At 53.0% G+C, this 13,732-nt stretch carries 12 protein-coding genes and 1 tRNA gene; 5 read left to right on the forward strand and 8 right to left on the reverse strand.

The window, feature by feature from the left end; translation table 11 throughout:
- Positions 1–227: 227 nt before the first annotated feature.
- Positions 228–2,123: a putative bifunctional diguanylate cyclase/phosphodiesterase gene (locus EL361_RS04870; RefSeq protein ID WP_172961640.1), complete on the forward strand. Its 1,896-nt coding sequence runs from the start codon at positions 228–230 to the stop codon at positions 2,121–2,123.
- On the opposite strand, the gene EL361_RS04875 is transcribed toward EL361_RS04870, so the two are convergent.
- From EL361_RS04875 to EL361_RS04895, 5 genes are all read right to left on the reverse strand, one after another.
- Complete coding sequence (locus EL361_RS04875) at positions 2,120–2,716, reverse strand: NAD(P)H-dependent oxidoreductase (protein WP_126377177.1); 597 nt, start codon at positions 2,714–2,716, stop codon at positions 2,120–2,122. The genes EL361_RS04870 and EL361_RS04875 overlap by 4 nt on opposite strands.
- A gap of 44 nt (positions 2,717–2,760) precedes the next feature.
- Positions 2,761–4,566 carry a sensor domain-containing diguanylate cyclase gene (locus EL361_RS04880; protein ID WP_126377178.1) on the reverse strand — a complete coding sequence of 602 codons (1,806 nt, stop codon included), beginning with the start codon at positions 4,564–4,566 and terminating at the stop codon, positions 2,761–2,763.
- Positions 4,567–4,679: 113 nt separating this feature from the next.
- Positions 4,680–6,878, reverse strand: coding sequence for a DNA translocase FtsK (locus EL361_RS04885; protein ID WP_126377181.1), 2,199 nt, complete (start codon positions 6,876–6,878; stop codon positions 4,680–4,682).
- Between the two features lie 91 nt (positions 6,879–6,969).
- Positions 6,970–7,530, reverse strand: coding sequence for an elongation factor P (efp, locus tag EL361_RS04890; protein WP_126377183.1), 561 nt, complete (start codon positions 7,528–7,530; stop codon positions 6,970–6,972).
- Between the two features lie 30 nt (positions 7,531–7,560).
- Positions 7,561–8,019 carry a type II 3-dehydroquinate dehydratase gene (locus tag EL361_RS04895; protein ID WP_126377185.1) on the reverse strand — a complete coding sequence of 153 codons (459 nt, stop codon included), beginning with the start codon at positions 8,017–8,019 and terminating at the stop codon, positions 7,561–7,563.
- 154 nt (positions 8,020–8,173) lie between these two features.
- Here EL361_RS04895 and yihA point away from each other — a divergent pair, with 154 nt between their 5' ends.
- Positions 8,174–8,755 (forward strand): ribosome biogenesis GTP-binding protein YihA/YsxC, encoded by a 582-nt coding sequence (gene yihA, locus EL361_RS04900; protein ID WP_126377187.1) that lies wholly within the window; start codon positions 8,174–8,176, stop codon positions 8,753–8,755.
- 106 nt (positions 8,756–8,861) lie between these two features.
- Here yihA and EL361_RS04905 read toward each other — a convergent pair whose 3' ends face one another.
- Genes EL361_RS04905 through EL361_RS04915 form a run of 3 tightly spaced genes read right to left on the reverse strand, consistent with a single transcriptional unit; the run spans position 8,862 to position 11,326 of the window.
- Entirely contained in the window at positions 8,862–9,956 is a 1,095-nt protein-coding gene (locus EL361_RS04905; protein ID WP_126377189.1) for an LptF/LptG family permease, read from the reverse strand.
- On the reverse strand, positions 9,946–11,154 hold the full coding sequence (gene lptF / locus EL361_RS04910; protein ID WP_338031075.1) for an LPS export ABC transporter permease LptF: 1,209 nt from the start codon (positions 11,152–11,154) through the stop codon (positions 9,946–9,948). The genes EL361_RS04905 and lptF overlap by 11 nt, the downstream gene beginning before the upstream one ends.
- Positions 11,129–11,326, reverse strand: a complete 198-nt coding sequence (locus EL361_RS04915; RefSeq protein WP_126377193.1) for a hypothetical protein — start codon at positions 11,324–11,326, stop codon at positions 11,129–11,131. The genes lptF and EL361_RS04915 overlap by 26 nt, the downstream gene beginning before the upstream one ends.
- A gap of 158 nt (positions 11,327–11,484) precedes the next feature.
- Between EL361_RS04915 and EL361_RS04920 the strand changes: the two genes are divergently transcribed.
- The 3 genes from EL361_RS04920 to EL361_RS04930 all read left to right on the forward strand — a co-directional run bounded on the left by EL361_RS04920 (position 11,485) and on the right by EL361_RS04930 (position 13,548).
- Positions 11,485–12,279, forward strand: coding sequence for an undecaprenyl-diphosphate phosphatase (locus EL361_RS04920; protein ID WP_126377195.1), 795 nt, complete (start codon positions 11,485–11,487; stop codon positions 12,277–12,279).
- A gap of 152 nt (positions 12,280–12,431) precedes the next feature.
- Positions 12,432–12,508 (forward strand) — tRNA-Met (locus tag EL361_RS04925).
- Between the two features lie 173 nt (positions 12,509–12,681).
- A complete protein-coding gene (locus tag EL361_RS04930; protein ID WP_126377197.1) occupies positions 12,682–13,548 on the forward strand; it encodes a methyltransferase domain-containing protein in 867 nt (288 codons plus the stop codon).
- Positions 13,549–13,732: the final 184 nt, after the last annotated feature.

Genomic DNA, 13,732 nt, shown 5'->3' on the forward strand with positions numbered 1-13,732 from the left:
ATGGCGCCCGCCACATGCGCGTTGTTGTCGAAAAATACATGTAAGCCAACTCCATTAGTAAATCGTTATTCTATTGTACAAATTCATGTTTTGTTTTGCAGCATCCTTTTCATCGTGCTAATGTCGGGCCGTGAATTGAGGCTTTTCGTGACTCTTGCCCAATGCATCACGAGCGTCTCACGTCTGGGGGGTATGAGGCACTATTACAGAAGGATATTGAGGAACTCATGCTGCACCGTCTTCGATTTTCGTCTCAATCTCGCCCTCTCTTCTCTACCTTTGTCATGGCAGCACTGTTCTGGGAAGAAGCAGGTTCAACCAGCCACGCCGCTTCAGGCTTCTCTTTTGATTTTTCATGGAGTTCTCTGGCGATTATCATTTTCTTCTGCACTTGCATTGTACTTGTCGGGCTTGCTCGAAGCAAGACGCAACGCCGGGTGCAGGATATCTATGAGCATGCCGTTGAGGGCATCTTCCAGACCACGCTGGAGGGACGCTTCATCAGTGCCAATCGGGCCATGGCAACCATTCTGGGGTATGACTCTCCCGGCGAACTCGTCCGTGAAATTACAGACATCGGGCATCAGCTCTATGCACATCCTCATGATCGGGAGAAGCTTCTGCGTCTGTTACGTGAGGACGGGAGTGTTCAGGGGCTTGAGGCTGCTCAGCTTCGCAAGGACGGGCTTCTGGTCTGGGTCCAGATCAATGCCCGGATCGTAAATGATAGAAGTGGACATCCTTTGCGCATTGAGGGGTTTGTCACGGATATAACCCAACGAAAGCTTACCGAGGCCCAGCTGCGCAAACAGCGCCTCTATGATCCTTTGACGGAACTGGCCAATCGTGACCTGCTGACTGATCGTATCAGTCGTGCCATTGAACGGACCCGGCGCCGTGAAGATTATTATTTCTCGGTTCTTTTTGTGGATATCGATCGCTTGAAGGTGCTGAATGACAGTTATGGTCATGCCTTTGGTGACGCTGTTCTCAAAACCTCTGCTCAGCGACTGAGGAACTGTGTTCGGGAATTGGACACCGTGGCTCGATTTGGAAGTGACGAATTCGTCGTGCTGCTTGAGGAGATTGATACGCCCCGCGAGGCTGCGCGCATCCTGAAACGAATCCATACCGAGATGCGTGCCAGCATGACTGTGGATGATCAGGCTGTCCAGATCACGGTTTCGTCTGGTGTAGTCCTGAACACCGCTCCCTACACGAATGCTGAAGACTTGCTGCGCAATGCGGATATTGCCATGCATCGCGCCAAGGATCAGGGGCCTGACCGTTTCAAGGTATTTACCCCCAGGCTCCATGAAGAAGCCGTATGGATGATGTCACTGGAAACCGACATGGACCGTGCTCTGGCGGAGGGTGAGTTCTATGTGGTCTTTCAGCCGATTGTCGGCCTTGAGGCAGATACCCTGATGGGTTTTGAGGCCTTGGCACGTTGGCGTCATCCCGAGCGAGGGGAAATTCTGCCTTCGGAGTTCATCCCTGTTGCTGAGGAAACAGGCCGAATCGATGCTTTGGGGCTTTGGGTTTTGTCAGAATCCTGTTCGAATATGGCAGATTGGAGGGCAGCTCATCCCGAAGCTCGACCACTCATTTTGTCGGTCAATATTTCCAGCAGACAGTTTGCCAAGAAAGATATCGTCAATGATATCAGATTGGTTCTGGAGAAAACTAATTTCCCGGCGGATCGTTTGCGGTTGGAGTTGACCGAAACAGCCATCATGCAGGATGCCCGGACAGCAGTACGCCGAATGAAGGCGTTGCGCGCCTTGGGAGTCACCATCGCCGTTGATGACTTCGGGACTGGTTATTCATCCATGAGCTATCTGCAACAACTCCCTCTGGACAACCTAAAGATTGACCTGGGGTTTGTACAAAAACTGGAGCAGCACCCCGAGAACAGGGAGATTGTTCGTGCAATTATCAGTCTTGCCGGAGGCTTGGGGCTCAACGTTGTCGCCGAAGGAGTTGAAAGCGCTATTCAGAAACAAGTCCTTTCTGAACTCGGTTGCCAGATGTATCAAGGCTATCTATTTGCCCGGCCCATGAAGCCGGAGCAGGCGAAGGCTTTGATTATGGGCAATCGCGAGACTACCGATGACGATTAATCAGAGGGGAAGATCCTGCTGACTGTATCTCTGACTTCGGACAGCCAGGATTCGCGCTTCTGTTGTGAGGAAAGGCAGACGATATTGAACATGCGGCGATGAAATTCCCGGACTCCACAGAGATCGAAGATGCAATCCTTCCAGATGCGCTCCAGGGGATCGCCAAATATGTTCTGTTCCCGTTCTGTGGCTGTGTTGCTGGTATTGAAGACCAGGGCTCTGTCTGCCTTGAGAAGCCCTTCGGGAACCCCTTCACCACCGTCTTCGCCAACAAAGCGATACGCCACGTCTACCCGCATGATGCGGTCCACCCACCCTTTCAGAATTGCAGGAGGCATACCCCACCAGTTGGGGTGAATGATGACGATACCATCGGCATCAGCGAGTTCATTGCAATGCTGCTGAATCTCTGGGGGCAACTTGGCATCTCTGGAAATTTCCATACCCGGAAGTCCCGGGTCAAATCCTTCTCTGCACAGATCGTGAAAGACGACTTGATGCCCAAGTTCGTGAAGGGTGGTGACGGTCTGCTCTGCAATGGCATGATTGAGGCTCCCCTGCTCCGGGTGGCCCAGAATGACAAGAATGTTCATGATTATTTCCTGATAGATAGTTTTTTTGAGGGCAGAACGCCAGGTCAAACAGCGACCACTACGGTGTCCTTGCCATCAGCCTTGGCACGATACATTGCTCGACTTGCTCTGAACAGGAGGCTGTCTGGACCTTCAGCGGTTGAATACTCGGCAATTCCCGTGCTGATGGTGACTTTTGCCAACCGTTCGCTATCGCTGGCAAATTTCAAATTTTGTAGGGATTCCCTTATCCGTTCACAGATCGCCGCACCTTCGTGCACGGTACTTCCCGGTAACAGCAGGCAAAACTCTTCGCCACCATACCGATAGGCTTTATCCGAGTCTCTTATGGCAACTCGAATGATTCTTCCCATGGCTTTGAGCACTTCGTCACCAACCATGGGGCCGTGTTCATGATTGAGTTGCTTGAAATCATCCACATCGAAGATGGCAAGGGAGAGTGACTCTCCTTGTTGATCAGTCCTTCGGGTAAATTGTACGAGATCACGTTGGAAGAGCCTGGCATTGGGCAATCCCGTCAGGCTATCGGTCATGGCCCGCTGGCTGGTTGCCTGCTTCTTGCGTTGAATCTGTCCCTGATCGATGCGCAGATGCCCCAAGCGACGAGTCAGGGCATAGGGGAACAGCAGAACCGAAATCATGGACACCAGCGGTAAGAGATAGAACAGGAATGACGAGTATTCAAAAATGCCCATATAGGCCAAAAGGACTGTCGGACCACCCAGTATATAAGGGGAAAACGCAAAGATGAAGTGTCTTGCCGGATAAAATCCCTTACGCATCGTGACGATTGCGATCAGCATCGAGTAAATGCAGAACATTGGGTACGCAAGCGTCACCGTGTTGACAAGGGATACATTCAGGAATGGCAGAATCCCCAGCCAGCACACGCCACTCCAGATAATGATCAGGCTGAGTCTGTCGTGGTTTGGAGCGTATATTCGTGAAGCCAGATAGATTCGTGCAAATTGAAGGAAAACAATACTAAAAAGAGTCAAAAGTGCCGGGTCCAGATACTGTCCGAGCCCTGCAGACCAAAGTGCCGGAACGTATTCGCGCATTAAACCTGTCTGGACAGTAAGATATAACACCAAGGTGAGGATGAATCCTGAATACCATACGTAGGCGTCGTCACGAATGCAGAGGTACAACACGAAATGGATGAACGCCATGGCAAGCAGGACACCACAGACCAAGGCCTTGATCATGCTGACCTTGCGGAATGAATGCATGTAGCTGCCGACGGTATTCGTCACAAGGGGAAGAAAGACGGGGAGATCACTCCTGACCCGGATAAATAGTGTGTAATCTCCGGGTTCTGGGAATTGAAGCTGGTGAACAAATGGGGAGATGAACAGGGAAAACTCGTTTTTTCCGAAAGCCCGCTGTAGCCGAATATTCCCATTGCTATCAGCTAGGTAAACATCAAAGACCTTGACGGCATACCAGTCCCAAAATTCAGGCCAGCCAGCATCGATGACCCAATGATGAGGCAACTGTTCAGGCACTTCTGAAATACTCAGAGCGGCCTTGATCCACCAATTGGCTTTGGAGTCATCAAGGAAGAACGTGTCTGATTTCAAAGGCAGGAAACGTTGAGACACCTGCCCTGTGACAACCTGTTCAATGGTTATGTTTTTCTCGGAATCTTTAAGTATTTCGAGATGTGGCCCCAGGGAGACGGGTCCGATGACTTTGGACAGATAAAGAGTCGGGGCCTGACTCTTGGCCGAGGCAGGGACAGCATTGCCCACTGTACTCAGGAGCACAGCAATAAGAAGTAACGCAAGGTTCAGGATCGTCCCGATCACTGCATTCTTTGTAAAGGGAAAATGATTGGCCCAACTCATTTCTTTTTGATGGATTCTTTTCGTTGAACTGTCAACAGCTTGGAAATACAGGAATTCCCTACCAAATAGACGTTCAGTCCATGTATAGAAAGGGTTGAAAGACGATTAGGCAATTAGTCCCGTCCACCAATTACTTGGCGGGGCTTGGACCCGTCGGCAGGGCCTACAATCCCATCCTGCTCCATCTGCTCCACGTAGCGTGCGGCGCGGTTGAAGCCAATGCGAAAACGGCGCTGAATGAGCGAGATGGAGGCTTTCCCCTGCTCCATGACGAATTGTACGGCTTCGCCGTAGATCGGATCATCGGGAATCCCCTGCCCGCCGGAGCCGCCTGTGGCGCTTCCGCTCAGCTTTTCTTCCCGCGACCAGTCTCCGAAGTCGAGATCAAAGTTCTGTGCGGATTGAGCCTTCCAGTATTTGATGACCTGCCCGATTTCGTCCTCATCCACCAACGCACCATGCAGGCGAAGGGTTTTGCCGCCTCCAGGCTTGAACAGCATATCGCCTTTGCCCAGCAGGTGGTTTGCACCAACGGTATCAAGGATGGTTCGGGAATCCTGGGGTGACGTCACGGTAAAGGCCACGCGGCTGGGGAAGTTAGCCTTGATCAACCCGGTCACGACATCCACGGAGGGTCGTTGAGTTGCCAGAATCATGTGAATGCCGGAAGCACGAGCCAACTGTGCCAATCGCACAATGGAGGTTTCCACTTCCTTCTTGGCAGTAAGCATCAGGTCGGCCAATTCGTCGATGACGATGACCTGGAACGGCATGTGTGTCAGGTCGGCAAATTCCTCGGGCTTTTCAGCGCCAAAGGATTCAAGTTTTTTATTATATCCCTCGATGTTGCGAACACCAAGCCGGGCCATGGCGTCGTAGCGTTGCTCCATCTCATAGACGGCCCAGTCCAGGGCATTTTTGGCAAGGGCCATGTCAGTGACAACCGGATGCACGAGATGCGGCAAATCAGCGTATAGGGCCAATTCAATGCGCTTTGGGTCCACCAGAAGCAGCTTCACCTCGTCGGGTGACGCCTTGTACAAAAAGCTCATCAACAGGGAATTGATACAGACACTCTTGCCCTGCCCCGTGGCACCGGCCACCAGCAGGTGTGGCATCTTGGCCAGGTCGGAAACATACGGTGTGCCGTGGATATCTTTGCCCAAGGCAAGCGTCAGCAGAGATTTTGATCCCTGGAATTGCTCGGATTCCATGACTTCGCGCAAATACACGGTCTCGCGGTCATCATTGGGAATTTCGACGCCAACGGTGTCACGTCCGGCCAGAGGGGCTTCGATGCGAACGGCCGAAGCCCTCAGTGCAAGGGCTAGATCATCGGACAATCCGGCAATTCGGCTGATTTTGACGCCCGGTGCGGGTTTGTATTCGAACATGGTGACGACAGGACCGGGAGTCGCTCCCTGAACCTCGCCCTGAATGCCGAAATCAGCCAGACAGGCTTCCAGGCGGACGGCCCTTTCGTCCAGCACTTCCTGAGGGATGGATGGACCATCAGAGGTCGGCGCTTTTAGGAATTCCACGGGCGGAGGGCCGGAACCAGCGGCTGCGGCTTCTCCTGGGGTGGGAACTCTTTTGGCGGGGGCTCGCTTGCTGCTCTTTGGCTTGGTCGCCGCAGCAGACACCTCGGCCTTCTTTTTGCGCCCCAGACGCAGAAAACTACCTGTTTCTTCAGGTGTTTGCGTCTTGGATGATTTCCTGTTGGATTCTTTGGGGAGCGCGGTCTCGCGGCGTTGTTTGCGATGCCGGCGTTCCTTGAGCTTGAATCCAAGATCGAGGAATTGCCCGCGAATGCGCTTGAAGAACATTCCCCATGTCAGTCCCATGAGGAGTTGGAACGCAACAATCAGGGTAAACAGCCAAAGTAGGCCGGCACCGGTGGGCCGAAGGTAAAAACGGGCCTGATCGATAAATATCTGTCCGAACAGGCCGCCGCCTTTGACTTCAATGATGGCCGCATGTGCCCTGCCCCATTCCGAAGCCCCAAGGGGCATGGTGCACAGCAGGAACAGGAACCAGCCCAGCCAGCGCCACCAGGCAGGAAATAGTCGGGGTAGGAAGTTTCCGATAGCCAAGGCGCCAAAGGCCACGGGCACAAGCCAACTGCCGATGCCCAACAGGACAACGAGCAGATCCGCAACGTAGGCACCCACAAGGCCCACGGCATTCTTGACCTCGTAGCCATGGCTCACGGCATGGTTGAAGCTCGGGTCTTGCGGCGAATAGCTTGTCAGTGACACCGCCAGTGCAATGGCACAGAACAGCAGCGCCAATGCGACGATTTCCCTCAGCAACTTCCTTCCGTTCGTAGCCCTATCCTCCGTTTGCGGCTCCTTGACCGTATGCCATGGAGCCTGTTCTGGAGTCCTGTGTCAGACGTTTGATCTACTTTTCGCGACCGATGTAGTTCCCGGAACGAGTATCCACCTTGATCTTTTCGCCCTGCTCCACAAACAGTGGGACCTGGACGACGATGCCTGAGCTCAGGGTCGCGGGCTTGGTTGCGCCGGAGACGGTGTCGCCTCGTACACCCGGCTCTGTTTCGGCAATCTCCATGACAACGGATGCAGGAAGATCGATAGTCAGGGGATTCTCATTGTACAACAGGACCTTGACCACTTCACTCTCCACCAGAAAGCCACCAGCGGAGCCTGCCTGCTCTGCGGTAATGGTCAGCTGCTCGTAGGAGGTCATGTCCATGAAGGCGAAGTCCTTGCCCTCACGATACAGGTACTGCATCTCTCGGGTCTCAAGATTGGGCTTGGCGACTTTTTCGCCGGAACGGAATGTATGGTCAATGACCCGGCCATTGAGCAGATTGCGCAGCTTTGTGCGCATGACGGCGCCGCCCTTGCCGGGCTTGTGGTGCTGGTGCTCAAGGATTTCGTAAGGAATACCATCCATTTCGATCTTTTTGCCATTCTTGAAATCAGAAGTGGGAATCATCTATCCTCCGGTTGATAATTATCGTTGTTGTTAGCTGCGCTCGAAGCGGTTCAGCAGTGCCGCCACGGCCAGGGCATAGGAATCAATACCAAAACCAGCGATTACCCCCACGACCTGAGCGGCCATGAAGCTTTGATGCCGGATGGTTTCAGGGCGTGCCCAGACATTGGAAATATGAACTTCAATGCAGGGAATGCCAATCCAGGCAAGACAGTCGGCCAAGGCAAGACTGGTGTGCGTGTAGGCCCCGGCATTGAAGACGATGCCGGCAATGCCCTGTTCGCGTGCCAATTCAAGTCTGTCGATCAATTCGCCTTCGCCATTGGCCTGGAAAAAGGACAACTCGATGTCTTTTGCACGAGCGCCCAACAGGGTGTCCACAAGCGCCGGGACATCATTCATCCCCTGGCTGCCATAGATATCAGGCTGCCGTTTGCCCAAGTGCCCCAAGTTGGGACCGTTCAGGATCAAAATCTCATGTTTCGCCATTCTATTCCCATCCGTTGTTTCCGGGCCTTTTGCAGGCACGAATCGAAGTTGCTCCTATGTATCCATTTCCATTGATGTTGGCAAACGCGCCCTTCCCGGGCATAGTAGCCGGGCACGCCGGGACGGAACCTCCGACCGGCATAACGGAGGATTCATGAGCAAGGTTCACTTTGAACTCGAAAAAACCATCTACTTGATGGATCAATTGGCGGAGATGCCCGCGTCCCAGATTGCTATGGCCGGACGTTCCAATGTGGGCAAATCTTCGTTGATCAACCGTTTGGCCGGGCGCAAAAAACTGGCCAAGATCAGCTCGTCTCCGGGCAAGACCAGAAGTCTGAACTTCTACATGGTGACACCGGGGGATTTCTACCTGGTGGATCTGCCCGGTTACGGATACGCCCGAACTTCCAAGAAGGAACGTGCCCAATGGGCCAATCTCATCGAAATCTATATCAAAGATAATGATTGGTTAAGAGCCGTTGCCGTCCTGTTGGATTCTCGTCATAGCCCCCAAAAAATCGATCTGGAGCTAGTGACGTTCCTGCAGGGCATCGGCATGACGATTATTCCCATCATGACCAAAGCCGACAAGCCGAAGCAGCGTGATCGTGAGAAGGTTCGTAAGCAATGGGCAACCATTCTGGACGGACAGAAGCCTCTGGTGACCTCTGCTGAGACGGGGATGGGCATGGACACGGCTTGGGAGGCCCTGCGAGCAGCCGTGGCCAAGTAATCTGTTCTTGATATCCGGGCCGATCCGGGATCCATTGATAAGCAAAAAGCCCTCGCGCATGTTCTTGTGCGAGGGCTTTTGATGTCTCAGTGCAAGGGGGTCTGAGTCAGCTCCGGGTGATGCCTGATGGACGCATGGTCCAGGCCAGCCAGCCGCCAGCCACCGAACAGAATACGATATTTCCGAGCCAGGCCCCCATCCAGGGCAGAAGCATTCCCTTCTGCCCCATGGTCGCTCCGACCATGTAGACCACGTAGTACATAAACGTCAGCACGAGCGAGAGACCAATATTCAGGTATACATTCTCGGAGAGGGTCACAAGCGCCAGAGCCAGCAATGCCATGGACATAATGGAAAAGGCATAGGACCAGTTCATGTGCCATGCGGTACGCAACCGCTCCACGTTGGACCCGGAAGCATCCAGACGTTCAATGACCCGCGACAACTGCCACATGGGCAATGAGGCTGGATCCACGTTGGGGTCGATATGGACGAAGGTCATGGGGTCCTGCTGTAAATCCAGAGTCATCTGCGGCAGATTTGTCACGGAGAAATTCACAGGATCGAGAACCTGAACATTGTGCAGAGTCCACTTTCCGGTCTCGGCGAAGGCATTTTTTGCCGTAATAATGCGCTTAACGGATTGGCGGTCGTCTGACATCTCGTAGATGGACAGGTCCTGCGCCATATTCTTGGCAGGCCGAAGCTGAGCAGCCTCGACAATCAGGTCGCCTTCTCTGAACCAGATGTTATACAAGACTTTTTTCTCAACAATGTTGCCTCGCACCTGCTCGGACCAGATGCTGCGCACGATCTGCTGCCCATAGACTCCCACAAGCTGCGAGAATGCCATCTGAATCAGGCACCAGAGCAAGGCATAGGCCAGAAAAAAGCGTGACATGGCGGCCAGAGAAACCCCTCCGGACCGAAGCGCCAGAAGTTCACGGCTCCGGGCCATCAGGCAGAGCTGGATGACCAGGGAGACAAGAAAGACCGCAGGCATGATCTGTGAAATGATCAAGGGGAGTTTGGCCGCAAAATAGGTGGCCACAGTGCCTAGCCCCAGCCCGGCCTCAAGAAAGTCGTCCAGCCGGTCGAACAGGTCAGCCATGATGTAGAGTGCCGAACCCGCAGCGAGGGTGGTGAGCAACAGGAACAGGTTCTGCTTGAACAGATATTGCGAAAGAGTCCTAATTCGCATGGCTTACCCTCCTCGCCCAGTGCAGCTTGAGGTGCGATAGCCATGCGGCAACGGAAATGGCCCGTTCCATGGCGGCCATGCGGATGCCGACGACCCCCACGATCAGGAACAGCACGTTGGGGAGCCAGAGGCCGATTATGGGAGGGACGGTGCCTGTTTCACCCAACGAGAGCCCCAGTGAGAGCAGCGTGTAATAGAACAGGAAGAATCCGAGGGCCAGGATCAGGCCCCAGTGACGGTTCAGCCCGCCAAAGCTTGCCGCCATGGGCAAAGCGAACAAACCCAGCACCAGACAGGCCAACGGCAGGACAAGACGTTTTTGAATCTCAACTTTAACCTTCCGAGAGAACATCCCGTTATCTATGGCTAAAGTTGCCGGATCATCGTTGGCTTCATGGAGTTCTTCCCAACTCATTTCCTTGGGTTTGATATCCCCCAGGTCATAGCCGGAGAGCAGCTTCGAGAGGTCCATGCGTACCTGATAGGTGCCAAAACCGACCACACTGACCGCTCCCTTTTCCTGACGGTAGATGCGTCCATCACGCAGATGGAAGACAATCTCGCCCTTGTCGGAATCAGTATGCACGTTGCCCGTGGGGGCCAGGATGGTGGCCTTGACGCTTTCGTGGGTCCGGTCCTGAACAAACACCGTAGTCAGTTCACCCGTGGTGTTATCGGCCTGTTGAGCAAAGACGGTCAGGTTCGGGAAATCCTTATTGAATACACCAGCTTGCATGACCAGCTGGGTTTTGGTTCGGGCAATCTCAAGCACTTGTGCCCTGAAATTCTCCATGCCCCAGGAGACCCCCCAGAAGCTGATGGCCATGTTGGCCACAACGCAGAGCAGGCAGAAGAACACGGGTGCAGGCAGAAGCTGATACAAGCTGATGCCCGATGACTTGAGCGCTACGGACTCAAGATCTGTCCCCATGCGCAAAAAAGTCAGGAAGACCGAAAGCATGCAAGCAATCGGAATGATCAGCAGCAAAAAGAACGGACTCAGATACAGGAACATGGACGCGATATCGACAAATCCCATATTCTGGGACAGGAACAACTCGCGCAGTTGCAGCATTCTTCCGATCAACAGCAACGTCAGGAGCGCGACGGCTGTGAGTGAGAACAGGCTCAGCAGCTCTTTGAATACCTGCCGATGCAGGATCGAGATGGAGTTACGCAGGGCCCTGCTCCCCTGTATTTTCTTCCTTCAGCAAGCGAAGGAGGTTGTTCTGATCAAGCGGGCTCAGGTTGAACTGCACGGAGGCGTCTTCCACAAGCTGGGCTGTATTGGTGACGCCCTGCTTGCGCTGTTCGGCGATCCACTTCACGGCTCGACGCAGCAGTTCTCCATTGGGCATGATTGTAGGCATTCATTCTCCTCGCGGCGGTTTGTTCACAGACCCGCCGACGTGACGGCACATCTACACCAAGCGCCTGCGCCTTGCAACTTGAACAGGCATCGGATAGGCGGTAACCTCCCCGAATCTAGGCGGGCCTGGCTCGTGACCTCCAGCAGACAAGGACTCAGATGGACTCCATATTTAGCGCAATTATCCTGGGCATCATCGAGGGGCTGACAGAATTTCTGCCGGTCTCCTCCACCGGTCATTTGATTCTGACGGGCCATCTTCTTGGATTTACTGGTGAAAAAGCCGCGACTTTTGAGGTGGTCATCCAACTCGGAGCCATTCTTGCGGTGGTCGTGCTGTATTGGGAACGATTCCTCGGCTTGCTGAAGACCGACCCCGAGCGAGCCTTTTCCGGTCCTCGCGGAATCTGGCTGCTGATCCTGACCTCCATCCCTGCCAGCGTTGTGGGGCTGCTGGCCCATGATTACATCAAGGAACACTTGTTTGGCCCTCAGACGGTTGCTTGGGCCCTTGGCGTGGGAGCCCTGGCAATCTTTGTCGTGGAAAGCAGGCGCAGCAGCGAGCGCATTCGTGGCCTGGACGCCATTACTCCGGCCCTGGCCTTCGGGATTGGTTGCTTTCAGTGTCTGGCCCTGTGGCCCGGGTTTTCCCGCTCAGCTGCCACTATCATGGGGGGCATGCTTCTGGGGGCCGAGCGAAAGACTGCAGCCGAGTATTCCTTTGTGGCGGCAGTGCCCATTATGTTTGCTGCCACGGGATATGACATGCTCAAAAACTATGGCCTCTTCAGCAGCGCAGACTTACCCTTCCTGGCCGTAGGCTTTGGTGTGTCATTTATCGCGGCCTGGATCGCCATCAAGGGGTTTATCGCCCTGTTGGGGCGGCTGACCCTTCGCCCGTTCGCCGTGTATCGGCTTGCATTGGCTGCTGCCGTGCTTATTTTTCTGGTCTAGGTACACGTCATTTTTCGTCCTTGCGACGGCAACCATGAATAAACTCATAATTTTTTTCAAACTGCCTTATTAATTGATAAGAGAGGATTGAAAAAGTCAGATTTTCCCCTTGCAATTTGCTCGGGAAGCTCATATAAGCCTTTCTCCCGTGTGGCGAGGTAGCTCAGGTGGTCAGAGCATGCGGCTCATATCCGCAGTGTCGGAGGTTCAAGTCCTCTCCTCGCTACCATACGAACTCAAAGCCCTGTCCTTTTTGGACAGGGCTTTTTTCGTTTGTCCCCATTGCCCATCTGGATACGTCCCGATGGACTGTGCAGTAGACTTCAGGTTGAATTTAAGCCATTTAGTGTGATCTGAAAATGAAACTTGCTGAATGGCTGTTGTCCTGAGGGGGACTTTAGTATGAAACATTACGTGATCGGTTTGTTTTTTCTTGTATTGAGTAAATGCAAATACCATCTCGCCAAATACACTCCGAAGCCAATTGATAGAGTGGACGATTGCATCAATTATGATTTTTCCGTTGTCTCCCAATGGGAAGAACACGCAAGTAAATACTTTCCGAACTATTCCATACAGGACAAAACGATTTTGGAGTTGGGACCAGGCGCTGATTTAGGCATCGCCACCATTCTTCTTTCGAAGGGAGCCGAAAGCTATTATGCGTTTGATATCCATGATCTTGTCAAAAATGTTCAGCCTGATTTTTATGAAAAGCTCATCGATAAGATTGCTGAGCGATCAGATTCCCAGGATACCCTCCCCCCCGACTTACTGGATACCGTGCTTACCTATTCCCGTACCGGGGAGGGTAAAATAAACTATATTTGCAAAAACACTATTGATTTCAGTGAAATCAAAGATAGACAGATTGATGTCGTTTTCAGTCAGGCTGCTTTTGAGCATCTTGATAATCCACAGCAAGCACTTTCCCTCCTCTCGACCAAATGTAAAAGCGGGTCGATCCTTGTCGCCCAAGTCGATTTGAAGTCTCACAGCAGATGGGTTCGGAGTAATGACCCATTGAATATCTACAAATATAATGATTTTTTATATAATCTTCTTTCGCACAAGGCTTCACCAAACAGGGTACGCCCAAGCCAGTATCAATCCATCCTGAAGGACAACGGATGGGGTGATATCCAGATCATAACGGTCAAGTCCGCAGTCGAGCCGTATTTGACCACTGCACGCAAGTATATTCAGAAGGAATTCCTGGATGATCACATCGCAAGCTTGAGCATCATGATTTTGGCGCGTAAAAAATGATGCCTGCGCACAGCCTCTGTCCTTATGAGACGCCATTGCGAGCTACGGGCCAAGAGGCTCTTCAGCCACGTTCCAGATGATATTCAATCTTTACTTGCCGAGAGCGTATCCGCTCTATTCGGCCATCGCTAATGGAGAAAGCCTTAGTAAAACGAAGATATTCTCCATTGTCGGCACCCGCTCT

This window comes from Desulfovibrio ferrophilus (assembly GCF_003966735.1).
In the GTDB taxonomy this organism is placed as follows: domain Bacteria; phylum Desulfobacterota; class Desulfovibrionia; order Desulfovibrionales; family Desulfovibrionaceae; genus Desulfovibrio_Q; species Desulfovibrio_Q ferrophilus.

Excerpts from the sequence above, each read along its gene's own strand:
- yihA (WP_126377187.1), top strand. The coding sequence starts at position 8,174 with ATGAGCAAGGTTCACTTTGAACTCGAAAAAACCATCTACTTGATGGAT.
- EL361_RS04930 (WP_126377197.1), top strand. The coding sequence starts at position 12,682 with ATGAAACATTACGTGATCGGTTTGTTTTTTCTTGTATTGAGTAAATGC.
- efp (WP_126377183.1), bottom strand. The coding sequence starts at position 7,530 with ATGATTCCCACTTCTGATTTCAAGAATGGCAAAAAGATCGAAATGGAT.
- EL361_RS04870 (WP_172961640.1), top strand. The coding sequence starts at position 228 with ATGCTGCACCGTCTTCGATTTTCGTCTCAATCTCGCCCTCTCTTCTCT.
- EL361_RS04915 (WP_126377193.1), bottom strand. The coding sequence starts at position 11,326 with ATGCCTACAATCATGCCCAATGGAGAACTGCTGCGTCGAGCCGTGAAG.
- EL361_RS04880 (WP_126377178.1), bottom strand. The coding sequence starts at position 4,566 with ATGAGTTGGGCCAATCATTTTCCCTTTACAAAGAATGCAGTGATCGGG.
- EL361_RS04895 (WP_126377185.1), bottom strand. The coding sequence starts at position 8,019 with ATGGCGAAACATGAGATTTTGATCCTGAACGGTCCCAACTTGGGGCAC.
- EL361_RS04875 (WP_126377177.1), bottom strand. The coding sequence starts at position 2,716 with ATGAACATTCTTGTCATTCTGGGCCACCCGGAGCAGGGGAGCCTCAAT.
- EL361_RS04905 (WP_126377189.1), bottom strand. The coding sequence starts at position 9,956 with ATGCGAATTAGGACTCTTTCGCAATATCTGTTCAAGCAGAACCTGTTC.
- EL361_RS04920 (WP_126377195.1), top strand. The coding sequence starts at position 11,485 with ATGGACTCCATATTTAGCGCAATTATCCTGGGCATCATCGAGGGGCTG.